At 73.7% G+C, this 22,633-nt stretch carries 21 protein-coding genes; 17 read left to right on the forward strand and 4 right to left on the reverse strand.

From position 1 onward, the window contains the following. Nucleotides 1-6 precede the first annotated feature (6 nt). From ADJ73_RS15980 to ADJ73_RS15990, 3 genes are read left to right on the forward strand one after another with little or no spacing between them, the layout of a single operon-like run. Entirely contained in the window at nucleotides 7-720 is a 714-nt protein-coding gene (locus ADJ73_RS15980; RefSeq protein ID WP_050349091.1) for an alpha/beta fold hydrolase, read from the forward strand. 60 nt (nucleotides 721-780) lie between these two features. Further along, a complete protein-coding gene (locus ADJ73_RS15985) occupies nucleotides 781-1,422 on the forward strand; it encodes a Maf family protein (protein WP_050349092.1) in 642 nt (213 codons plus the stop codon). 33 nt (nucleotides 1,423-1,455) lie between these two features. Next, nucleotides 1,456-2,256, forward strand: a complete 801-nt coding sequence (locus tag ADJ73_RS15990; protein ID WP_050349093.1) for a MerR family transcriptional regulator — start codon at nucleotides 1,456-1,458, stop codon at nucleotides 2,254-2,256. Between the two features lie 156 nt (nucleotides 2,257-2,412). Here the strand turns inward: ADJ73_RS15990 and ADJ73_RS15995 are convergent, their stop codons facing one another. Together ADJ73_RS15995 and ADJ73_RS16000 are read right to left on the reverse strand one after the other, a co-directional pair. Beyond that, a complete protein-coding gene (locus ADJ73_RS15995) occupies nucleotides 2,413-3,963 on the reverse strand; it encodes an acyl-CoA carboxylase subunit beta (protein WP_050349094.1) in 1,551 nt (516 codons plus the stop codon). 50 nt (nucleotides 3,964-4,013) lie between these two features. Beyond that, nucleotides 4,014-5,204: an acyl-CoA dehydrogenase family protein gene (locus tag ADJ73_RS16000; RefSeq protein ID WP_050349095.1), complete on the reverse strand. Its 1,191-nt coding sequence runs from the start codon at nucleotides 5,202-5,204 to the stop codon at nucleotides 4,014-4,016. Nucleotides 5,205-5,303: 99 nt separating this feature from the next. Here ADJ73_RS16000 and ADJ73_RS16005 point away from each other — a divergent pair, with 99 nt between their 5' ends. The 5 genes from ADJ73_RS16005 to ADJ73_RS16025 all read left to right on the forward strand — a co-directional run bounded on the left by ADJ73_RS16005 (nucleotide 5,304) and on the right by ADJ73_RS16025 (nucleotide 12,046). Then, nucleotides 5,304-5,690 carry a MerR family transcriptional regulator gene (locus tag ADJ73_RS16005; protein WP_050349096.1) on the forward strand — a complete coding sequence of 129 codons (387 nt, stop codon included), beginning with the start codon at nucleotides 5,304-5,306 and terminating at the stop codon, nucleotides 5,688-5,690. Between the two features lie 617 nt (nucleotides 5,691-6,307). Next, nucleotides 6,308-7,579, forward strand: coding sequence for an excalibur calcium-binding domain-containing protein (locus ADJ73_RS16010; RefSeq protein ID WP_156188268.1), 1,272 nt, complete (start codon nucleotides 6,308-6,310; stop codon nucleotides 7,577-7,579). A 58-nt stretch (nucleotides 7,580-7,637) separates the two neighbouring features. Then, entirely contained in the window at nucleotides 7,638-9,032 is a 1,395-nt protein-coding gene (locus ADJ73_RS16015; RefSeq protein ID WP_050349098.1) for a tryptophanase, read from the forward strand. A gap of 54 nt (nucleotides 9,033-9,086) precedes the next feature. Further along, nucleotides 9,087-10,001: a VWA domain-containing protein gene (locus tag ADJ73_RS16020; protein WP_050349099.1), complete on the forward strand. Its 915-nt coding sequence runs from the start codon at nucleotides 9,087-9,089 to the stop codon at nucleotides 9,999-10,001. A gap of 263 nt (nucleotides 10,002-10,264) precedes the next feature. Next, the gene (locus ADJ73_RS16025) at nucleotides 10,265-12,046 is read left to right on the forward strand and encodes an acetyl/propionyl/methylcrotonyl-CoA carboxylase subunit alpha (protein WP_050349100.1); all 1,782 of its coding nucleotides are present in this window, start codon (nucleotides 10,265-10,267) and stop codon (nucleotides 12,044-12,046) included. Between the two features lie 247 nt (nucleotides 12,047-12,293). Here ADJ73_RS16025 and ADJ73_RS16030 read toward each other — a convergent pair whose 3' ends face one another. Continuing rightward, a complete protein-coding gene (locus ADJ73_RS16030; RefSeq protein WP_050349101.1) occupies nucleotides 12,294-12,818 on the reverse strand; it encodes a type 1 glutamine amidotransferase domain-containing protein in 525 nt (174 codons plus the stop codon). Nucleotides 12,819-12,981: 163 nt separating this feature from the next. Here ADJ73_RS16030 and ADJ73_RS16760 point away from each other — a divergent pair, with 163 nt between their 5' ends. Next, nucleotides 12,982-13,332 (forward strand): antitoxin, encoded by a 351-nt coding sequence (locus ADJ73_RS16760; RefSeq protein WP_082177071.1) that lies wholly within the window; start codon nucleotides 12,982-12,984, stop codon nucleotides 13,330-13,332. A 74-nt stretch (nucleotides 13,333-13,406) separates the two neighbouring features. Here the strand turns inward: ADJ73_RS16760 and ADJ73_RS16040 are convergent, their stop codons facing one another. After that, nucleotides 13,407-14,843, reverse strand: a complete 1,437-nt coding sequence (locus tag ADJ73_RS16040) for an NAD(P)H-quinone dehydrogenase (protein WP_050349102.1) — start codon at nucleotides 14,841-14,843, stop codon at nucleotides 13,407-13,409. Nucleotides 14,844-14,990: 147 nt separating this feature from the next. Between ADJ73_RS16040 and ADJ73_RS16045 the strand changes: the two genes are divergently transcribed. The 8 genes from ADJ73_RS16045 (at nucleotide 14,991) to ADJ73_RS16080 (ending at nucleotide 22,633) form a co-directional block, all read left to right on the forward strand. After that, nucleotides 14,991-15,173 (forward strand): hypothetical protein, encoded by a 183-nt coding sequence (locus tag ADJ73_RS16045; protein ID WP_050349103.1) that lies wholly within the window; start codon nucleotides 14,991-14,993, stop codon nucleotides 15,171-15,173. Between the two features lie 9 nt (nucleotides 15,174-15,182). Continuing rightward, nucleotides 15,183-16,028 (forward strand): purine-nucleoside phosphorylase, encoded by an 846-nt coding sequence (locus ADJ73_RS16050; RefSeq protein WP_050349104.1) that lies wholly within the window; start codon nucleotides 15,183-15,185, stop codon nucleotides 16,026-16,028. A 5-nt stretch (nucleotides 16,029-16,033) separates the two neighbouring features. Further along, nucleotides 16,034-17,773: a phospho-sugar mutase gene (locus ADJ73_RS16055; RefSeq protein WP_050349105.1), complete on the forward strand. Its 1,740-nt coding sequence runs from the start codon at nucleotides 16,034-16,036 to the stop codon at nucleotides 17,771-17,773. Beyond that, nucleotides 17,770-18,483: an ATP-binding protein gene (locus ADJ73_RS16060; protein ID WP_253272615.1), complete on the forward strand. Its 714-nt coding sequence runs from the start codon at nucleotides 17,770-17,772 to the stop codon at nucleotides 18,481-18,483. Before ADJ73_RS16055 ends, ADJ73_RS16060 begins: the two co-directional genes overlap by 4 nt. A 305-nt stretch (nucleotides 18,484-18,788) precedes the next feature. Next, entirely contained in the window at nucleotides 18,789-19,727 is a 939-nt protein-coding gene (locus tag ADJ73_RS16065) for a hypothetical protein (protein ID WP_156188269.1), read from the forward strand. Nucleotides 19,728-19,731: 4 nt separating this feature from the next. After that, entirely contained in the window at nucleotides 19,732-20,385 is a 654-nt protein-coding gene (locus ADJ73_RS16070) for a DUF4129 domain-containing protein (protein ID WP_050349107.1), read from the forward strand. Beyond that, nucleotides 20,382-21,677, forward strand: coding sequence for a DUF4350 domain-containing protein (locus ADJ73_RS16075; protein WP_156188270.1), 1,296 nt, complete (start codon nucleotides 20,382-20,384; stop codon nucleotides 21,675-21,677). Before ADJ73_RS16070 ends, ADJ73_RS16075 begins: the two co-directional genes overlap by 4 nt. Beyond that, complete coding sequence (locus tag ADJ73_RS16080) at nucleotides 21,674-22,633, forward strand: AAA family ATPase (RefSeq protein WP_050349109.1); 960 nt, start codon at nucleotides 21,674-21,676, stop codon at nucleotides 22,631-22,633. The genes ADJ73_RS16075 and ADJ73_RS16080 overlap by 4 nt, the downstream gene beginning before the upstream one ends.

Below are 22,633 nucleotides of genomic sequence, written 5' to 3' on the forward strand. Positions count from 1 at the left end.
GGCGTCATGACGGCACCCACCCTGGTCCTGCTGCACGGCACCCGCATGCGCGGCAGCTTCTGGCGCGACTACCCGGCGCTGCTGCCCGGGGTCCGCGTCGTCGCGCCCGACCTGCCCGGCCACGGCGACCGCGCGGGCGAGGACTTCACGTGGGAGGGCGCCCTGGCCACGGTCGAGGCCGCCCTCCCGGACGGTCCGGTCGTCCTGGCGGGTCACAGCCTCGGGGGCTACGTCGCCATGGCGTATGCCGCAGCCCACCCCCACCGCCTCGACGGGCTGGGGCTGATCGGGGCCACCGGCGTCCCCACGGGGGCCGGGGCTGCGGTCTACCGCGGCTTCGCGCGCCTCGTGCCCCGGCTCGGCGAGGAGCGGGTGGCCCGGCGCGTCAACGCCCTGATGCGCCGCCTGGCCGGAGGCCGCGACGTCAGCCACGTCACCGACGAGGGGGCGGGCTACGCCGCGATGCCGGCGGCGTGGGCCGCGGTGATGAGCGAGTGCGGCCCGGGCCTGCTGGGCGGGCTCGACATACCGGTCCTGCTGCTCAACGGGGGGCTGGACCAGATGCGGCTCGGGGTGCGGGCCTACGCCGCCGCCTGCCCGGGCGCCCGGGTGGTGACGGTGCCGCGGGCGACGCACTTCCTGCCGCTCACGCACCCGGAGGCCTGCGCGCGCGAGCTGCGGAGGCTGCTGGACCGCGCCCTGCAGACCTACCGCCGGTAGGAATATCAGCCTGCGCAAGGAAGGCCGGTCGATGCGGCGGCCGCCGGTAGGGTCGTCGCCATGGCCGTCCAGCTCGTCCTCGCCTCCGCCTCGCCGGCCCGCCTCGCGACGTTGCGGGGGGCAGGGCTAGCGCCATACGTGCAGGTGTCGCGGGTCGACGAACCCGCCGTGATCGCCGACCTCGAGTCCCGTGCGGGGGCCCTGCCGCCGGCGGATCACGCGCTCGCCCTGGCGCGCGCCAAGTGCGACGACGTGGCGAGCAGCGTTGCGGCGCAGGACGGTCCGCAGGTCGTGCTGGGGTGCGACTCGGTGCTGGAGATCGCCGGGGAGGTGCACGGCAAGCCCGAGACGCCCGAATTCGCGATCGAGCGGTGGCGCCGGATGCGCGGCGGCTCCGGGGTGCTGCACTCCGGACACGCCCTCACGGATCTGCGCACGCGCCGGCAGGTCTCGCGCACCGCGTCGACGGTGGTGCACTTCGCCGACCTGTCCGACACGGAGATCGAGGCGTATGTCGCAACCGGCGAACCCCTCTGGGTGGCAGGAGGTTTCACGGTGGACGGGCTGGGCGGGGCGTTCGTCACGGCCATCGAGGGCGACTACCACAACGTCGTGGGCGTCTCCCTGCCGCTGCTGCGGGAGCTGCTGCTGGAGCTGGGCATCGGCTGGTGGGACCTCGAGCGGTCGCAGCCGGGGTCTTGACCTTCACACCGTGGCAAGGCCTGGACTGAGGTCATGATCCACATCGGAGAGTTCGCCCGGCTCGGTCAGGTGTCGATGCGCATGCTGCGGCACTACGACCAGCTCGGCCTGCTGACGCCCGACCACGTCGACCCGTGGACGGGCTACCGCAGCTACTCCGCCGGCCAGCTGGCCCGGCTCAACCGGATCGTGGCGCTCAAGGACCTCGGCTTCCCGCTCGCGCAGGTGGCCGTGCTGCTGGACGGCGACCTCGACGGGGACGAGCTGCGCGCCATGCTGGGCGAACGGCGGCTGGAGCTGGAGCGGGAGCACGAGCAGGCGCGGCAGCGCCTGGCCGGCGTCGAGGCGCGCCTCCACCTCATCGACAAGGAGCACGACATGTCCATCGAGTACGTCACCAAGTCCCTGCCCGCCGTCCGCCTCGCCGCCCGCAGCGCCGACCTCGAGGAGGGGCAGGCCATCGGCCAGGTCGTCGGCCCGCTCTTCCATCAGGTGGGGGCCGCGGTGGCCCGCGCCGGCGGCAGCCTGCGCACCGCCATCGCGTCCTACGACGTGCGACCTGACAGCATGCACATCACCGTGGGTTACGCGCACGACGGCCCGGCCCCGGAGGGCACCACCATCGTCGAGCTGCCCGCCGTCGAGCAGGCCGTCTGCTGCGTCCACCTCGGCGCGATGACGGGGATCGGGGCGGCCTGGCAGTCGCTCGTGCAGCACGCCGAGACCAGCGGCTGGGAGCTGCTCGGCCCCTGCCGCGAGGACTACCTGCAGGCCGAGGGCGAGGACCAGACGGACTGGGTCACCGAGCTGCAGCAGCCGGTGCGCCGCCGCTGACGGCCCCGCCTGCCGCGCCAACCATCGTCCACCTCCATCGACGGGTGGAGACCCCCACCGATGACGGTGGTGGTCTCCACCCGGTGTCGCCAGCGCCCTAGCCAGCGCCTTCGCCGGCCCCCTACCCGCACCGGCATGCTCGCCACCTGACCGTCGTCAGACCGGCGAGATGCCGGTGTGGCGCTCCGTGAAGTGGCGGGACCGACCGCCGGCATAGCTGAGGCGGTGGATGATGCTGTCCCGCAAGGCTTCCGGCTCGACGATGTCGTCGATGACCAGGTCGGCGGCAAGGCGCTCGAGGTCGATGTCCTGCTCGTACTCCTCCCGCTTGGCCTGCACGAACGCGTCGCGCTGCGGCCCCTCGGGGACCTCGGCGATCTTGTTGGCGTAGACCGCGTTGACGGCCGCCTCCGGACCCATGACGCCGATCCGGGCGGTCGGCAGCGCGATGGTCGCGTCCGGCGCGAAGCCCGGGCCTCCCATGGCGTAGAGGCCGGCGCCATACGCCTTGCGCACCACGACGCACAGCTGCGGCACGGTCGCGGCCGAGACGGCATACACCATCTTGGCGCCGTGCCGGATGATGCCGCCGCGCTCGACCTCCGAGCCGATCATGAAGCCCGGCACGTCGGCGAGGTAGACCAGCGGGATCGAGTAGGCGTCGCACGTGGTGATGAATCTCGTTGCCTTGTCGGCGGAGTCGCTGAACAGCACGCCGCCCTTGACGGCGGAGTTGTTGGCGACGAAACCCACCGTCTGCCCGGCCATCCGCCCGAAGCCGACGATCAGCTCCGCCGCGAACATCGGCTTCACCTCGAAGAACTGCTGGTCGTCGACGAGCCGGTCGATGACCTCGTGCATGTCGAAGGGCACCGACTCGATCTCCGGGACGTCGTCGCGCGTCAGCGGCGCCGTCGGCTCCTCGGGGTGGAAGTGCGGGGCCGGCTGGCGCCACGACAGGGGCATGTAGGAGAAGTACTCCTTGGCCAGCTCGATGGCCTCATCGTCGCTGCCCGCCAGCAGGTCCCCGACGCCGGAGACCGTGCAGTGCATCCGGGCGCCACCGAGGTCCTCCAGCGAGACCTTCTCCCCCACGACCATCTCGGCCATGCGCGGCGACCCGAGGTACATCGAGGCGTTGCCGTCGACCATGATCACGATGTCGGTGAAGCTCGGGATGTAGGCCCCGCCGGCCGCGGACGGCCCGAAGAGACAACAGATCTGGGGCACCTTGCCGGACAGCGCGACCTGGTTGTGAAAGATGCGACCGGCGCCGCGCCGCCCCGGGAACATCTCGACCTGGTCGGTGATCCGGGCGCCCGCGGAGTCGACGAACCAGAAGACCGGGAGCTCCTCGCGCAGCGCGCTCTCGGTGGCGCGCACGATCTTTTCCACGGTCCGCGCACCCCACGAACCCGCTTTGACGGTGGGGTCGTTCGCGACGACGATGGCCGGTCGGCCGTCCACGAGACCGCGTCCGGTGACCACCCCGTCGGCCGGCAGGCCGGTCGCCATGGCGTTGGCGTAGCGCCCGTCTTCCACGAAGCTCCCCTCGTCGAACAGCAACGAGATTCGGTCGCGCACATACATCTTGCCCTGGGAGGCGAGCTTGGCCGCGGCCTTCTCCGGCGGGGTGGCCGAGGCCTCCAGCGCCGCCTCGAGCCGCGCCCGGACGTCAGCGACCTTCGGATCCGGTTGGTGGGCCATGGGATTCCCTTCGGTTGGTATGACGAGAGCGCGGGGCCGGTGACCGGGCGTCAGGCCGGCAGACCCAGGCCGCGGGCGATGAGCATCCGCTGGACCTCCGAGGTGCCCTCCCCGATCTCGAGGATCTTGGCATCACGGTAGAACCGGGCGACGGGGTACTCCTCCATGAAGCCGTTGCCCCCGAAGATCTGCGTCGCCACCCGGGTCGAGGTCACGGCCGCCTCGGAGGTGTAGAGCTTGGCGATGGACGCGGCCTGCTTGACCTCGGCGAGGCTGCGCCGCCCGGCGTCCATCTCGTCCTTGAGCCACGCGGCCTTGTAGGTCAGCGACCGGGCGTTCTCGAGCATCACGGCCAGGTCGGCGATCTGGAAGGACACGCCCTGGTTGACGGCGATGGGGCGGCCGAACGCCATACGCGTCCTGGCGTAGGCGATCGACTCCTCCAGCATGCGGGCGATGCAGCCCACCGCGAGGGCGGCGATGGCGATGCGGCCGTCGTCGAGGGTGGCGAGGAACTGCCCGAAGCCCTTGCCGCGCTCGCCGAGCAGGTGGTCCTCCGGGACGCGCACGTCGCTGAAGGACAGCCCGTGGGTGTCCGAGATGTTCCACCCGAGCTTGTGGTAGGGCGGCGCGACCTCGAATCCCGGTGTGCCCGAAGGGATCATGATGGCGCTGATCTCCGGCTTGCCGTCCTCGCGGGTGCCGGTGCGCGCGGTCGCGGTGACCACGGAGGTGATCGGGGTGCCGGAGTTGGTGATGAAGGCCTTGGCACCGTTGACGACCCACTGGCCGTCGACGAGCTCGGCGCGGGTCTTGGTGCCACCGGCGTCGGAGCCGGCGTCGGGCTCGGTCAGGCCGAAACCGGCGAGGGTGCGGCCGGCCGCCAGGTCGGGCAGCCAGCGCTCCTTCTGCTCCTGCGAGCCGAAGGTCAGGATCGGGTTGATGCCGAGGCCGACCCCCGCCTCCAGGGTGATGCCCATCGACTGGTCCACCCGGCCGAGCTCCTCGATGGCGAGGCAGAGGTAGGTGAACTCGCCGCCCTCGCCGTCGGCGGACTTGTGGCCGCCGAGCTCCTCGGGCACGACCAGGCCGAAGAGCCCCAGCTCGCCCATCTTGGGGATCAGGTCGGCCGGGAAGTGGTGGTCGCGGTCCCACTCGGCGACGTGCGGGGCGATCTCGCCCTCGGCGAAGTCGCGCACGGTGCGACGGAAGTCCTCGTGGTCCTGGGAGAGCTCGAACACGGTGGGGCCTTTCGACTTCGACGGCGAAGGTGGTCGGACCGGGCCGGTGGACCGGGTCCATGCTTGACGTTGACGTAAACGTAAAGCACGATGGCGCTCATGACAACTCCGCAGGAGTGGACGATCGCGCAGATCGCCGAGGACTTCGGGGTGACCCATCGCACGGTCCGTCACTACGAGGACCTGGGGCTGCTGTCCCCCGAGCGTCGGGGCACCCAGCGCATCTACCACCGCCGCGAGCGCACCCGGCTCGCGCTCATCCTGCGCGGCAAGCGGCTCGGCTTCCCCCTGGAGGAGATCCGGACCATCGTCAACATGTATGACGAGGCCCAGGGCCCCACCTCGCAGCTGCGCTACGTCCTGGAGCAGATCGACGACCGACGCACGGACCTGCAGCGGCGGCTCGCCGACCTGCAGGAGGCGATGCAGGAGCTGGACGCCTTCGAACGGCGCTGCCGCGAGGAGCTGGGCCGCCGCGAGGGCTGACCACGCCGGCCACGCGTGCCCGCCCCACGGAGTGGTCGCACATCCGACGTCAGGGACGCCCAGACGTGGGATCTGCGACCGCTCTGTGACGAGGCGGGTCGGCCCAGACCGGAGCGGTGCACCCCTTCGGTCTAGTCCCAGCACGTTAAGTGATCAAATGAACAATCCCTTCGAAATCGTTCGAGAGATTCGCCGACGACCGAAGGACGCGCATGCCGCAGCCGAGCGCCCGCACCGCACTGGGATCCACCGTCCTGCTCCTCGCACCGACGGCGGCCAGGACCACGCCCGCTCTGGCGGCACCCGGTCCGGCGACCCCCGCTCCCGCGATGCCCTAGTCCTCGTCCTCGGCACCGTCGCCGTCAGCCCCGTCCCCCCGTGCAGCGTCCCCGGTCGCGCCGCGGAGCAGCGCCGCACCGGTCGCCCCCTACGCCGGTGCCGCGCCCGCGCCCGCGCCCGTCGCCACGCCCGTCCCGGCCCCGCCGGTCCGCACCCCCGGCACGCCCGGCACCCCCGGCCCCGCCGGCCCCGCCCGCCCCGGCGCCCGCCGTCGCCCTGCCCCCGCCGACGCCGCGCTGCAGCCCACCCTGCCCCAGGGCGCGAGCCCCGTCACGATCGTGCTGCCGGGGACCGGTGAGCGGCATACGGTGCTGGCGCTGCCGTACTCCCTGGACCGGGACCACGACGGGGTCCGCGAGTCCGTGGCACTGGTCATGGAGCCGGACCTCGCGGTGCCCACCAGCGCGAGCGTCGCCCTGGGCGTGGAGCAATCGTGGTCCAGCAGCTCCTCCGTCCGAGTCGTCCCCGACCCGGCCGAGTGGGACCGGATCAGCGGGCGCGTCGCCGGCATCGCCCGCGCCGTGGTGGACCGCCCGACCCGCGCCGCGCTGGCACGCCGCGTCGGCATCGACCCCGCGTCCGCGACCCCCGCCGAGGTGGACCAGCTCGTGCTGCAGGCCGCCCAGCTCGCCGTCTGGCAGCTGTCCTCGGGCGTCACGGCCGTCCCGGACCCGGCGACCCCCGACGACGCCGGGCGCGTCGCCACCCTCGCCGCCGTGAGCGCGCGGCTGGTGCAGGACGCCATCGTGACCACGCCCGGCCCGGTGGACGTCTACCGCGTCACCGCACCCGGGGGCGCCACCGCCTCGTCCGCGACGCTGCGCATCACCGGTGGACGCAGCCTGGTCGCGGCGGCAGCCGCAGCGACCCCGACCCTCGTCGTCGCCCGGGCTCAGGGTGCGGCTACCCCGCCACGCGCCGCCCAGCCCGTCCCCGCCCAGGCCCCCGCCGCCCCCGCCGCCCCCGCCGCCCCCGTACCCGCCGCACCTGCGCGCCCGGCCGCCGCGCCCAAGCCTGCCGACCGTCCCGCCATCAGCGGCCCCAACGCCCCCGCGCCGGCCGCCGCACCCGCGAAGGCGCCCTCGACCGACGTGAGCTCCTGCGTGGCCCTCGGCCGCACCGACGTCGCCGAGGCCGACGCCGACTACCGCACCCCGCTGGACCTGGACCGCGACGGGATCGCCTGCGAGAGCAACGGTCAGGACGGGCCCGTCGCGCGGGGCGGCACCGCCCCCAGCCCGGCGCCCGTGGTGGTCAACGGCCCCACGGTGACGAGCTCCCAGCCGGTGACCAGCAACGGCTCCCCCACCTGCGCCCAGCTGGGACGACGCAACGTGCTGGCCGCCGACCCGCAGTACCACCCCGGCCTCGACTCCGACCACGACGGGATCGGCTGTGAGTGGGGCAAGGACCCGGGCACCCCCCTCAACCCCGGGCACCAGCTGGCCCAGACCGGGTTCGACGCTCCGCAGCTGTCGGCGCTGGCCCTCGGCACCATCGGTCTCGGCGGGCTGCTCATGCGGCTCGGTCGGCGCCGCGCCCGCCCCTGACCCGCCTCCCCCCACCCCCCGCGGGCCCTGCCCGACCCCCGGCTGGCACAGTGGCCCCATGGACAACGACGTCGCCGAGCCGACCTTCCGCACCGTCATCGAGCCCTTCCGCATCCACAGCGTGGAGCCGCTGCGGATGACCACCGCCGCCGAGCGGCACGCCAAGGTGGCCGCGGCCGACTACAACCTCTTCCAGCTCCACGCCGAGGACGTGCTCATCGACCTGCTCACCGACTCGGGGACCGGCGCGATGAGCCGGGACCAGTGGGCAGCGATCCAGCGGGGCGACGAGTCCTACGCCGGCTCGCCGTCCTACTACCTCTTCAAGGACGCGGTCCAGCACCTGTTCCCCTACGAGCACGTGATCCCCACCCACCAGGGGCGGGCCGCGGAGAAGATCCTCTTCGGCGTGCTCGGTGGCCCCGGCAAGGTGGTGCCGAGCAACACGCACTTCGACACGACCCGCGCCAACATCGAGTTCACGGGCGCCGAGGCGGTCGACCTGGTCGTCGCGGAGGCCCACGACCCCGGCCTGGTCCACCCCTTCAAGGGCAACATGGACGTGGAGCGGCTCGACGACTTCCTCACCCGGCGCGGCGCCGACGTGCCCGTCGTGATGCTGACGATCACCAACAACTCCGGCGGCGGCCAGCCGGTGAGCCTCGCCAACATCCGCGCCGTCTCCGAGGTCGCGCACCGCCACGGCAAGCCCCTCTTCCTCGACGCGTGCCGCTTCGCGGAGAACGCCTGGTTCATCAAGCTGCGCGAGGAGGGCCAGGCCGACCGCGACGTCGTCGACATCATCCGCGACATGGCGGCCTGCGCCGACGGCATGACCATGTCGGCCAAGAAGGACCCGATGGGCAACATCGGCGGGTGGCTGGCGCTGCAGGACGACGAGCTCGCGATGCAGTGCCGCAACCTGCTGATCCTCACCGAGGGTTTCCCGACGTATGGCGGGCTGGCGGGGCGCGACCTCGAGGCGCTCGCCCAGGGACTCGCCGAGACCGTCAGCCACGACTACCTGCGCTACCGCATCCGCTCGACGGCCTACCTCGCCGACGCCCTCGAGCACGCAGGCATCCCGTGTATCAAGCCGGCGGGAGGCCACGCCGTCTACATCGACGCCAAGGCGATGCTGCCCCACATCGAGCCGCTGCACTTCCCCGGCCAGGCGCTGTCGGTCGCGCTCTACGAGACCGGTGGGGTGCGGGCCTGCGAGATCGGGTCGGTGATGTTCGCTCGCCAGCCCGACGGCTCCGAGAAGCCGGCCGCCATGGAGCTCGTCCGCCTCGCCATCCCCCGACGCACCTACACCCAGAGCCACATCGACTACGTCATCGAGGTGTGCGAGCAGGTCAGGGCGCGGGCCGACGAGCTGCGCGGCTACCGCATCGTGGAGGAGCCGCCGGCGCTGCGGCACTTCACGGCGAGGTTCGCGCCCCTGACCTGATCGTGACCCTGGCGGTGCCCGATTCGTCACCTTCCTCCGGGCACAATGCTCCGTATGCCGAGCCCCCGCCTGCCCGCCCACCGTGCGCTCTCCGCGCTGGCGGCCTGCGTCCTGCTGGGCGGCTGCGGCGCGAGCATCCGCACGACGACCACCACGACGAGCGCTGCCCCGGCCGGTCCCGCGGCCGGTGGCAGCGGGGTCGGCGGAGGTCAGGCGGTCCAAGGTAGGGCGGACGCAGGTCAGGCCGGTCGGCTGCTGCTCGTCCTCGACGCCTCGGGGTCCATGGCGGCACGCGACGACGCGGGCCGCACCCGGATGGAGGGCGCGCAGGAGGCGCTGCGCTCGGTGGTGGCCGACCTGCCGAGCGACGCGCTGGTCGGGCTGCGGGTCTACGGCTCGCGGGTCAAGGTGCGCGGGCGCGCCGCCCCGGGCTCGCCGGCGTGCACGGACAGCCGCCTGGTCGTGCCGGTGGGTCCGCTCGACCGGCGCGCCCTGACCACGGCGATCGGCGGGTTCCGGCCTCACGGCGACACCCCGATCGGCTACACCCTCGACCAGGTCGCCGGGGACCTCGGCGGGTCGGGGACCCGCGCCGTGGTGCTGGTCTCCGACGGCGAGGAGTCCTGCTCGGCCGACCCCTGCGCGGCCGCGAAGGCGTTGGCGGCCAAGGGGATCGGCCTGCAGGTCCACACCGTCGGCCTGGAGGTGCGGCGCGCCGCGCAGCAGCAGCTGCAGTGCGTCGCCGACGCGACGGGCGGCACCTACCACGACGCCACGAGCCAGGACCTGACCCGCACCATCTCTGACGTCGTGACCCGCGCCCGCCAGGCCGGCGCCGGCTGGTCGGTGCGCGGTCTCGGTGCCCCGGGCGGTGGCGAGGTCAACCCGGGCTGGATCGGTGGCGGCGTGCTGCTGCTCCTGCTGCTGTGGCTGCTCGGTCGACGCCGGCCCGAGCGGCGCCGACGCTGAAAGCCCCCTCGACGGCACCCTGCGTGACAGGATGTCACCCATGACTACGCTGCACGCCGCCCTCGCTGCTGCCCCCGCCGTCTCGGCCGCCGGCCGCGACGTCGCCGTCGCCGTGCTCCTCGTCCTGTTCCTGATCTGGCTGCTCAGCCGCTAGGGCGTCCGTTCGCCCGACCCGACCACCGGACGCACGGCACCGCCCGCCTGACGCAGATCACACCCCCACGGGCAGGCCGCCGCTCGCGGCCCGTAATAGAGTCCGAGCCATGGCGTCCATCACCAAAGTCCTGATTGCTAACCGGGGCGAGATCGCGGTCCGCGTGGCCCGAGCCTGCAAGGACGCAGGCATCGCTTCCGTCGCCGTCTACGCCGAGCCCGACCGTGACGCGTTGCACGTCAAGGTCGCCGACGAGGCCTACGCGCTCGGCGGGTCCACCCCCGGCGACTCCTACCTCGTGCAGGACAAGCTGCTGGAGGTGGCCCGGCAGGCGGGTGCCGACGCGGTCCACCCCGGCTACGGCTTCCTGTCCGAGAACGCCGACTTCGCGCAGGCCGTGATCGACGCCGGGCTGATCTGGATCGGGCCGCCGCCCGCCGCGATCGACGGCCTCGGCGACAAGGTCAAGGCCCGCCACATCGCGACCAAGGCCGACGCGCCGCTGGTGCCCGGCACCAAGGAGCCGGTCGGCGGGGCCGACGAGGTGGTCGCCTTCGCTCAGGAGCACGGCCTCCCCGTGGCCATCAAGGCCGCGTATGGCGGCGGCGGGCGCGGCCTCAAGGTCGCCCGCACCATGGAGGAGATCCCCGAGCTGTTCGACTCCGCGGTGCGCGAGGCGGTCACGGCGTTCGGGCGCGGCGAGTGCTTCGTCGAGCGCTTCCTGGACAAGCCGCGGCACGTCGAGACCCAGTGCCTGGCCGACCAGCACGGCAACGTCGTCGTGGTGTCGACGCGCGACTGCTCCCTGCAGCGCCGCAACCAGAAGCTCGTCGAGGAGGCCCCCGCGCCGTTCCTCAGCGACGAGCAGAACGCCGAGCTGGTCCGCGCCTCCAAGGCGATCCTGCAGGAGGCCGGTTACTACGGCGCCGGGACCTGCGAGTTCCTCGTGGGCCAGGACGGCGTCATCTCCTTCCTCGAGGTCAACACCCGCCTGCAGGTGGAGCACCCGGTGTCCGAGGAGGTCACCGGCATCGACCTGGTCCGCGAGATGTTCCGCATCGCCGAGGGCCAGGAGCTGGGCTACGACGACCCGCCGGCCCACGCGCACTCCATCGAGTTCCGGCTCAACGGCGAGGACGCCGGCCGCAACTTCCTGCCCGCCCCGGGCACCGTGGCGGTCTTCGAGCCGCCGGCCGGGCCGGGCGTGCGCCTGGACACCGGGATCGTCGAGGGCGACGTCATCGGCGGCAACTTCGACTCCATGCTCGCCAAGCTGATCGTCACCGGCCGCACCCGTCAGCAGGCGGTGGAGCGTGCCCGCCGCGCCCTGGACGAGTTCGTCATCGAGGGCATGCCGACGGTTCTTCCCTTCCACCGCAAGGTGGTTCGCGACGAGGCCTTCGCCCCGAGCGAGCCGGACGCGCCGTTCACGGTGCACACCCGGTGGATCGAGACGGAGTTCGACAACGACATCGAGCCGTTCGGCGGCGGCGGGGCCGAGGCCCCCGAGACCGAGGAGCGCCAGAAGGTCGTCGTCGAGGTCGGCGGCAAGCGGCTCGAGGTGTCGCTGCCCGGCACCCTGTCGCTCGGTGGCGGCGGGGGCGGCGCCGCCCGCAAGAAGGCTCCGCGGCGTGCCTCGGGCGGTCGTGCCGGCGGCGGCGCGGCGTCGGGCGACTCCCTCACCGCGCCCATGCAGGGCACGATCGTCAAGATCGCCGTCGAGGAGGGCCAGGAGGTGCAGGCCGGCGAGCTCGTGCTCGTCCTCGAGGCGATGAAGATGGAGCAGCCGATCAACGCCCACAAAGCCGGCACCGTCGCGAGCATCTCGGCGGCCGTCGGCGAGACCGTCTCCAACGGCGCCGTGCTCATGGAGATCAAGGACCCCGCCTGACCTACCGGCGGTAAGGGCATCGACCGGCCTTCGTTCGCCAGGTCGATGCCCTTACCCCCGGCGGGTCTGTGGGGCGGGCGTCTCCGAGGCGTGGCGGGGGCGTCTCCGCATGGCCGCGCCGAGGCTCGGGGGCGCGTCGCTCGGCCGCACCGAGGCGGGGTGACGGTGGCTGGTTGTGCAACGGGCCTGTCGGCATACGAGCCCCGAGAGGTCGTATGCCGACAGGCCCGCCGTCGGACGGGGTGGCTCAGCCCGCCAGCGCCGCCACGACGGCCTTGTTGAACGCCGGGATGTCGTCGGGCTTGCGCGAGGTGATGAGGTTGTCGCTCGTCACGACCTCCTCGTCGACCCACTCGCCCCCGGCGTTGCGGATGTCGGTCTGCAGGCTCGGCCAGGACGTGAGCCGCTTGCCGCGCACGACGTCCGCCTCGATCAGGGTCCACGGGGCGTGGCAGATCGCGGCGACCGGCTTGCCCGACCCCATGAACTCCTTGACGAACCCGACGGCGTCCTCGTCCATGCGCAGCGCGTCGGGGTTGGCGACGCCGCCGGGGAGCACGAGAGCGGCGTAGTCGCCGACCGCGGCGTCGGACACCACGACGTCGACGGCCTGCGTCGCGGCCTTGTCGAGGTGGTCGAACGTCTGGACCTCGCCCGGCTCGGGGCTGAGCAGGACCGGCTCGTGGCCTGCATCCTTGACGGCCTGCCAGGGGTCGGTCAGCTCCACGCGCTCGATGCCTTCGCCGGCGACGAGGAATGCGACCTTGGACATGCTGCCTCCTAGGGATGATGACGGGGGACGTGATCCGTCCCCCGCCGGTTGTCCCTACCCGGGTCGGGGCGGCGCGATACCCGAGGTCCAGCAGGAACCCTCGCGTGCCTAGACTCGCTGAGCATCACGACACCGCCGTCGGCGGTCCGGACGAGGAGCGAGCATGGTGAAGTTCAACGACATCGTCGGCAAGGCCGGCAAGGCGGCCAGCCAGGCTGCGGGCAAGGCGAAGCAGTACATCGAGGACAACCCGGACAAGGTGTCCGGCGGGCTCGACAAGGTGGGCGGCCTCGTCGACAAGGGCACCAAGGGTCGGTTCAGCCGCCAGATCCAGCAGGGCCGTGACCTGGCCAAGGACAAGCTGGTGCACGGCAGCTCCGGCACCTCGCCGGCCGGTCAGCCCGCTGGCACCACCGATCCCACGGTCCGGCCGACGACCGGCGAGACCTTCGACACGACCACGGTCCGTCCCGACGCTGACACCACGGGACGCGGACCCGGCCAGGTCGGCTGACCGAGCAGACCTACCAGGGGCGGGATCATCAGCCTGGCGAACGACGCCCGGTCGATGCACTTACCCCCGGTAGGTCACTCGTTGGTGTGCAGGCGGCGGGCGGCCTCCGCGAGCGACCCGCTGATCGAGGGATAGACCGTGATGGTCTGCGCCATCTGGTCCACGGTGAGGCGGTTCTCGACGGCGAGGGCGACGGGAAAGATCAGCTCCGACGCCTTCGGCGCCACGACCACGCCCCCCATCACCAGGCCGGAGACCTTGCGGGCATAGAGCTTGATGAATCCGTCGGTGAAGCGGTCCATCTTGGCGCGGGCGTTGGTGGCGAGTGGCATCGTGACCTCGCGCACGTCCAGGTGCTGCTCGGCCACCTGCTGGGCCGAGACCCCCACGGTGGCGATCTCGGGGTCGGTGAAGATCGTGGCCGACACGCCCGTCAGGCTGATCGGGTGGACGGCGTCGCCGAGGGCGTGCCACATGGCGGTGCGCCCCTGCATGGCGGCGACCGACGCAAGCGGCAGCGCCGAGGTGCAGTCGCCGGCGGCGTAGATGCCGTTGACCGAGGTGCGCGAGACCCGGTCGACCTCGATGTGCCCGGAGTCGGCCAGCTGCACGCCGACCGACTCGAGGCCGAGACCATCCGTGGCGGGCACCGACCCGACGGCCATGATGCAGTGCGAGCCCTCCACGGTCCGGCCGTCGGTGAGGGTGGCCACGACGCGGTCGCCGTGCCGCTCGACGGAGGCGGCACGGGAGCGGTTGAGGACGTTCATGCCACGGCGGCGAAAGACGTCCTCGATGACGCGGGCCGCGTCGGGGTCCTCCCCCGGGAGCACCCGGTCGCGCGAGGAGATCAGCGTGACCGCGCTGTCGAGCGCGAGGTAGGCGTGCGCCAGCTCCGCGCCGGTGACGCCGGAGCCCACCACGATGAGGTGCTCGGGGATGTCCGGCAGGTCCCAGATCTGCTTCCACGTGAGGATCCGCTCGCCGTCGGGCTGGGCGGTCGGCAGCACGCGCGGCGTCGCTCCGGTGGCGACGAGGATGACGTCGGCGGTCAGCTCCTGCTCGGCCGAGCCGTCCGCGGGCGTGGCGACCACCCGGCCCGGGCCGGCGACGCGGCCGACGCCGCGCACGATGGTGATCCCCTCGCTGACGAGGCGGGCCTCGATGTCCTCGCTCTGCTTGCGGGCCAGCGCGAGGATCCGGGCGTTGACCGCGGGCAGGTCGGCGACGGTGACGTCATCGCCCTCCAGGTCGGACTCCCGGTGGGTCCTCGGGTCCTGGTAGTGCACGCCGAGGGCCCGCGAGTCCTCCATGCGGGTCATGAAGCTCGCGGTCGAGATGAGGGCCTTGCTGGGGACGCAGTCCGACAGGACGGCCGCGCCACCGAGTCCGTCACGGTCCACGACGGTGACCGTTGCTCCGAGCTGGGCGGCGACGAGGGCGGCCTCGTAGCCGCCGGGCCCTCCACCGAGGATGACGACTGACTGGTTGCGTTCGATCACGGCCCCCATCCAACCATCCCGGCTGGTCCTCGGCTCACCCGAGCAGACGCCGTATGACGGACCGCAGCTCCTCCTGCGCCGTCGCCGGGCGAGCACCCCCGGTGGCGAGGGCGGGGTGGCGGCAGCGCGGAGCCCGCTCGATCGGGAAGGTCCACCGTGGTCGACGCGGTGGAGCGGGCCGCCCTCGACGACCTCCCCCGTACGCGCTACCTCATCGGCCGGGGTGCCCGCCTCGCGACGACGCTCCCCCGCCTCGTCCCCGACCGGGCCTGGGTCGCGATGACACGCCGGCAGGTCGGGCTGGGCCGGGGCTCGGACGCGCGGCAGCCGTCCCCGTAGGGTGAGCCCATGAGCGAGACCCGCATGGACCTGAACGACCCCGACGTCGACCCCTTCGAGGTGGCTCGGGCGGCCGCCGCGGTCATCGCCGAGCGCACCGGCGTCGAGCGGCACGACGTCGCGCTGGTCCTCGGCTCCGGGTGGGGCGGTGCCGCCGACCTGATCGGCGAGACCCGCACCGTGATCGACAACGCCGACGTGCCCGGCTTCTCCCGCGCCGCGGTGGTGGGCCACAGCGGCACGATCCGGTCGGTGCAGCTGGGCGACACGGACCGCCGGGCCCTGGTCTACGGCACCCGCACCCACTTCTACGAGGGCAAGGGCGTGCGGGCGGTCGTGCACGGCGTCCGCACCGCCGCGGCGGCGGGGTGCGCCCAGGTGGTGCTCACCAACGGCTGCGGCGGGCTGCGCCCCCAGTGGCCTGCCGGGACACCGGTGCTCATCAGCGACCACCTCAACCTCACCGCCGCCTCCCCCCTCGAGGGGGCGACCTTCGTCGACCTCACCGACCTCTACAGCTCGCGGCTGCGCGCCATCGCCCGCGAGGTGGACCCCGGCCTCGACGAGGGCGTCTACGTCCAGTTCCGCGGGCCGCACTACGAGACGCCCGCCGAGGTCCGGATGGCCGGCACCCTCGGCGGCGACCTGGTCGGGATGTCCACGACGCTCGAGGCGATCGCCGCCCGCCACGCCGGCCTGGAGATCCTCGGCATCTCCCTGGTCACCAACCCCGCCGCCGGCACCAGCGACCAGGCCCTGTCCCACCAGGAGGTCATCGAGGCCGGTCAGGCCGCGGCCGCCCGGTGCGGGCGCCTGCTCGCCGACGTCGTCACCCGCATCGCCACCGAGGACTGAGCCGTATGCCGACCCCGCCCACCTCCCCCGCCGCCGGCTCGACCTCCGGACCCGCCACCGACGAGCTGCTCGCAGCGGCCCGCGCCTGGCGCGACGACGACCCGGACCCGGCCACCCGCGCCGAGCTGGACGCCCTGATCGAGGCTGCCGCGGCGGGCGGGGACCACGGCGAGACGGCGCGCGCCGACCTCGCGGACCGGTTCGCCGGGATGCTGGAGTTCGGGACCGCCGGGCTGCGCGGAGCGCTCGGCGCGGGCCCGCGCCGCATGAACCGCGCCGTCGTCATCCGCGCCGCCGCCGGGCTCGTCGCCTACCTGCAGGCCGAGGGCGGCCGACCCGACCCCGCCGTCGTCATCGGCTACGACGCCCGCCACAACTCCGACGTCTTCGCGCGCGACACCGCAGCGGTCGTCGAGGCCGCCGGCGGGTCGGCCATGGTGCTGCCCCGGCCGCTGCCGACGCCGGTGCTCGCGTTCGCCATACGGCACCTGGGGGCGGACGCCGGCGTCATGGTGACCGCCAGCCACAACCCGCCGCAGGACAACGGCTACAAGGTCTACCTCGGGGACGGCTCGCAGATCGTGCCGCCGGTCGACGCGCAGATCGCCGCGCACATCGCCGCGGTCGGGTCGGTGGCGTCGGTCCCGATGGCCGACGACGGCTGGGACACCCTGGGCGACGAGCTGCTGGAGGCGTATGTCGACCGCGCCGCCGCCGTCTTCTCCCCCGACGCCCCGCGCGACGTGACCGTCGTCCACACGGCCCTGCACGGGGTGGGTTCCGAGACGCTGCGGCTGACCTTCGAGCGCGCGGGACTCCCTGCGCCGCAGGCGGTCTCGAGCCAGGAGCAGCCCGACCCGGCGTTCCCGACGGTGACCTTCCCCAACCCCGAGGAGCCCGGCGCCATCGACGCGGCCCTGGCCCTCGCGGCCGAGGTGCACCCCGACGTGGTGGTCGCCAACGACCCCGACGCCGACCGGTGCGCCGCCGCGGTCGACGACCACGGCACGTGGCGGATGCTGCGGGGCGACGAGCTCGGCGCGCTGCTCGGGCACGCCGTCATCGAGCGCCTCTCCGGCCCCGCTGCCCGGCCGGACACGTCGCGCCGGGTGCTCGCCAGCTCCATCGTCTCCTCGCGGCTGCTCGCCGCCATGGCCGCCGCGGCCGGGCTGCCGCACGAGGAGACGCTGACCGGCTTCAAGTGGATCGCCCGGGTGCCCGGCCTGGCCTACGGCTACGAGGAGGCGCTCGGCTACTGCGTCGCCCCGGACGCCGTGCAGGACAAGGACGGCGTGTCCGCGGCGGTGCTGCTCGTCGAGCTGGTCGCCCGCCTCAAGGCGACGGGCCGCACCCTGCTCGACGTCCTCGACGACCTCGCCGTCGCTCACGGCGTGCACGCGACCGACGCCTTCTCGGTGCGCGTCCGCGACCTCGCGCTGATGCCCGCCCTGATGGAGCGGCTGCGCGCCGAACGCCCCGAGACCATCGCCGGGTCCCCCGTGGAACGGCTCGACGACCTGGCCGCCGGCGCCGGTGGGCTGCCGCCCACCGACGGGCTGCGCTACCACCTCGCCGACGGCAGCCGGGTCATCGTGCGGCCGTCGGGCACCGAGCCCAAGGTCAAGGTCTACCTCGAGGCCGTCGAACCCGTCCGCGGCCCGAGCGATCTCGCGCGGGCTCGTGAGGTCACGGCCGCGCGCCTCGCGTCGATCCGCCGCGACATGGCCGCGCTGACGGCGCTGTGACCGACCCGGAGACGGCAGCCCCGCAGGACGGCGGCAGCGGCATACGGCGCGAACGCACGCGAGCGGCAGCCTCGGGACCGGCAGGCACGGGGCGAGGAGGCACGGGGCGAGGAGACCTCGCGCGGGTGGTCGTGGTGTGCGGGCCCAGCGGCGCCGGCAAGTCCCGGCTCGCCGACTGGCTGCGCCACGAGCTGGGCTGGCCCACGCTGCGGCTCGACGACTTCTACCTCGACGGCGACGACCCCCGGCTGCCGCTGCAGGGCGAGCTCGGCATCCCCGACTGGGACGACCCCCGCTCCTGGGACGCGCAGGCCGCGCTCGCGGCCCTGGCGACGCTGTGCCGCGACGGGCAGGTCGACGTGCCGGGCTACGACATCGGCGCGTCCCGGCGGGTGCCGGGCGTGCGGATCACGTTGCCGCCCGGGCGGTTCGTGGTGGCGGAGGGGATCTTCGCGGCCGAGCTCGTGGGGGCGCTGCGCGACGGGGGCCTGCTCGCGCAGGCCTGGTGCGTATGCCGTACCCCGTGGGTCACCTTCGCCCTCCGGCTCGCGCGCGACCTCAAGGAGCGCCGCAAGCCGCCGCTGACGCTGGTGCGCCGCGGGCTGGTGCTGCGACGCGCCCAGCGCGACATCGTGGCCCACCAGGTCGCCCTCGGCGCCACGCCGATCACGCCTGGGGACGCCCGGCGACGTGCCGCGGACCTGCGCTGATACCGTGTCGGCGAGCACGGGTGGGGACGCTTCGAGGGGGCAGCATGACCAACGACCAGTGGGCGGCACCGGGCCGCGGCGACGGGGAGCACCACGGGGGTAGCACCCCGCTGCCACCCCCACCGCAGCCGCCCTACGACCCCACCGGCGACGCCCCTCCGCCCGCCCCTCAGCCGGGGTACGCCCAGCAGACCGGGTACGCCCAGCACCCGGGGTACGCCCAGCACCCGGGGTACGCCCCGGCCCCCGGATACGGGCACGGTCCGGCATACGGCCAGGCACCCCCACCGGGCGCGTATCCCTCGATGGCGATGGTCGCCAGCCCGGGCATCGTGCCGCTGCGGCCGCTGCAGCTCGGCGACATGCTCGGGGCCGGCTTCAAGATCCTGCGGTTCAACCCCCGCGGCACCATCGGGGTGTCCCTGATCCTGCAGCTCATCGGGGTGGTGCTCGTCATCCCGTTCGTCGGGTGGCTGCTCAGCGGCGGGCTGGACCGGCTCGGCAGCCTCACCGCCCCCGACAACGGTGGCGGCCCCAACCTCGTCGTCAACCTGCTCCAGGTGCCCTCCAGCCTCCTCGCGCAGGTCGCGACGCTGGTGCTGTGCGTCGTCGTGTCCCGCGCCGTCATCGGCGAGCGTGCCACCCTCGGGGAGGCCTGGCGCGAGGTGCGTGCGCAGATCGGCCGGTGCCTGCTCTACGTGCTGGTCACGACCCTGCTGTGGGTGGGTGGGGTGGGTCTGGCGCTGCTGCTCCTCTTCGCCCTCGCCCAGATCGACGGCGCCATGGTCGTCGTCGGCGCGCTGGTGCTGGGGCCCGTCCTCCTCTTCGTCTTCGTCCGGCTGGGGCTCGCCGCGTCCGCGCTGGTCCTGGAGCGCATCGGTGTCGTCGCGGCGCTGAGGCGCAGCTGGGCGCTGAGCCGAGGCGCCTTCTGGCGGCTGTTCGGCATCCAGCTCCTCACCTCCCTCGTCGTCGGCTTCGCCAGCCTTGCCCTCATGCTCCCGCTGATGATGATCGGCATGGTCGCCGTGTTCGCCACGAGCACGACGAGCCCCCAGGGCATGACCTCGAGCCTCGTCGTCCTGGCCGTGATCTACGCCCTGGCACAGATCCTCGTCGGCGCCGTCACGACGCCGATCACCTCGACCGTGAGCACGCTGCTCTACATCGACCAGCGCATCCGCCGCGAGGGCCTGGACGTCGAGCTGGCGCGGGCCGTGGACCGGCGAGCGAGCCAGGAGCGCTGACGGCGTGCCCGGTGCGGGCGGTCTGCCCCTGCCCGTCTCCTCGGTCCCCGTCGAGCCGGGGTCGGACGAGGCGCGTCGGCTGCTGGAGCAGGAGCTGGCCCGCCCCGGATACCCCCACCCGTCGCTGCTCGACATCGTCCTGCGGTGGTTCGACGACCTCTTCTCCGGCGCACCGGGCGCCCCGTCCGGCATCGGCCTCGTGGTGCTCGTCGCGGTGCTGCTCCTGCTGCTCGCCCTGCTCGTGTGGAAGCTGTGGGACCTGCGGTCCGTGGTGCAGGAGCGCCGCCGCCGGGCCGGGGGCCTGACCGACCCGACGCGGTCGGCGGTGGACTACCTCGCCGAGGCGCGGGCCCACCTGGACCAGGGCGCCCACGACCGGGCGGTGGTGGCGGGGTTCCGGGCGCTCGTGGTCGGGCTCGACGACCGGGACGTCGTCCATGACGCCCCCGGGCGCACCGCCCAGGAGGTCGGTCGGGCTGCCGCCCACGCCCTGCCGTCGTATGCCGAGCGCGCCCGCCGCTGCGCCCTGGTCTTCGATGCGGCGTGCTACGGGCATCCCGACGGCCCGGTCCCCGGCGCGGACGAGCCGCAGCGGACCACGGCCCAGGACGCCGCCGACACGCTGGCCCTGGCCTCCGAGCTGCAGGGGGCCCGATGAGCCTGGACGTGATCGTGGGGCCGCGCGAGCGTGACCGTCGCACCCCCGGTCGCCGCACCCGGGTGGGCCTCGGCCTGGTGCTGCTGGTGCTGCTCGCCGTGGCCGTCTGGCGCAGCCTGCCGCAGGGCGAGGGCCTGCCCCTGGACCCGGACGCCGCGGGAGACAAGGGCGCCAAGGCGGTTGCGGAGGTCCTGAGGCGGCAGGGCGTCGAGGTCGACGTGGTGCGCACCCGGGCCGACCTGGACGACGCCCGGGTGGACGCCGACACGACCCTGGTGGTCTCGGAGACGGGCGCCGTCACGGCCGAGGCGATGCGAGCGGTGAGCGAGCGCAGGGTCGACGCCGGCCGGCTCGTGCTGCTCGGGCTCGGCCGCAGCGCGCTGCACGACCTCGACCTGCCCGTGACGCTGACGCGGCCACGCGGCGACGAGCCCGGGGGCCCGGGCTGCACCGACCGCGTCGCCGCAGCCTCGCCGTCCCTGTCCCCGCTCGGCTCGGGATACGCGCTGATGACCCCCGCGCAGGTCGCCGCGGCCGCCAAGGAACCCTCACGCCTGCCGCCCTTCCCGGGCAGCGGGCCGGGCGAGGACGGCGACGGTCCCGAGGACGTCACCGACCTCGGGCGCTCGTGGACGCTGACCGGCGCCGGCGGCTGCTACCCCGTCGGAGAGGGCCACGCCCTGCTGACCATCCCCGCCGCGCACGGCCAGCCCCGCACCGACCTCCTCGCGCCCGCCCTGATCATCACCAACGGCACCGTGACCGAGGAGGACGACGCCGCCCTCGCGCTGCGCCTGCTCGGCAGCGAGCGTCACCTCGTGTGGTTCGCGCCCACGTATGCCGACATCGCCGAGGGCGACATCCCGCGCGGCGAACCCCCCATCGCCCCACCGTGGTTCATGCCGCTGCTGCTCCTGCTCGGCGGCGCCGTCGCCCTCACCATGTGGTGGCGCGGCCGACGCCTGGGCCGCCTCGCCGTGGAGCCACTCCCCGTCGTGGTGCGAGCCTCCGAGACCGCCGTGGCCCGCGGCCGTCTCTACCGCCGGGCCGCGGGGCGCGGTCACGCCGCCGCCGCCCTGCGCGACGCCACCAGGCGCCGCCTCGCCGCCCGGCTCGGGCTCCCCGTGGGCGCCGACGCCGAGGCCGTCGTCGCGGCCGTGGCCCAGGCCACGGGGCGCGAGCGCGACGGCATACGGGACCTGCTCGCCGGACCCGACCCGACCACCGACGCCGACCTGGCCGCGACCGCGGCCGACCTGGCCCAGCTCGAGGAAGAGGTACGCCACCCATGACCGACCACACCAGCGCCCGCGAGGCCCTGCAGGCCGTGCGCTCCGAGGTGGCCAAGGCCGTCGTCGGGCAGGACGCCGCCGTGACCGGGCTGCTCATCGGCCTGCTCAGCCGCGGGCACGTGCTGCTCGAGGGCGTGCCCGGCGTCGCCAAGACCCTGCTCGTGCGCTCGCTCGCCACCGCGCTGGACATCGACACGCGGCGCGTGCAGTTCACCCCGGACCTGATGCCGGGCGACGTGACCGGGTCGATGATCTTCGACGCCCGCACGACGGAGTTCGAGTTCCGGCCGGGGCCGGTCTTCACCAACCTGCTGCTGGCTGACGAGATCAACCGCACCCCGCCCAAGACGCAGGCGGCGCTGCTCGAGGCGATGGAGGAGCGGCAGGTGACCGTCGACGGCACGTCACGGCCGCTGCCCGAGCCGTTCCTCGTCGCGGCGACGCAGAACCCGGTCGAGTACGAAGGGACCTATCCCCTGCCGGAGGCCCAGCTCGACCGGTTCCTGCTCAAGGTGGTGCTGCCGGTGCCGCCGCGCGACCAGGAGATCGAGGTGATCTCGCGGCACGCGCACGGCTTCGACCCTCGCGACCTCGCCGGCGCTGGGGTGCGGCCGGTGGCGTCGGGGACCGACCTGCTCGCCGGGGCCGCGGCCGTGCGGACCGTCGGCGTCGCCCCCGAGGTCGTCGCCTACGTCGTCGACGTCTGCCGCGCCACCCGCACCGCCCCCTCCCTGTCGCTGGGCGCGTCGCCGCGCGGCGCGACGGCTCTCCTCGCGACCTCGCGGGCGTGGGCGTGGCTCAACGGGCGCGACTTCGTGACGCCCGACGACGTCAAGACCCTCGCCCACGCCACCCTCGCGCACCGGCTGTCGCTGCAGCCCGAGGCCGAGCTCGAGGGCGTGTCCGTGGGTGCCGTCCTGCAGACCGCCCTCGACGCCGTGCCCGTCCCCCGATGA

This window comes from Arsenicicoccus sp. oral taxon 190 (assembly GCF_001189535.1).
GTDB lineage: Bacteria > Actinomycetota > Actinomycetes > Actinomycetales > Dermatophilaceae > Arsenicicoccus.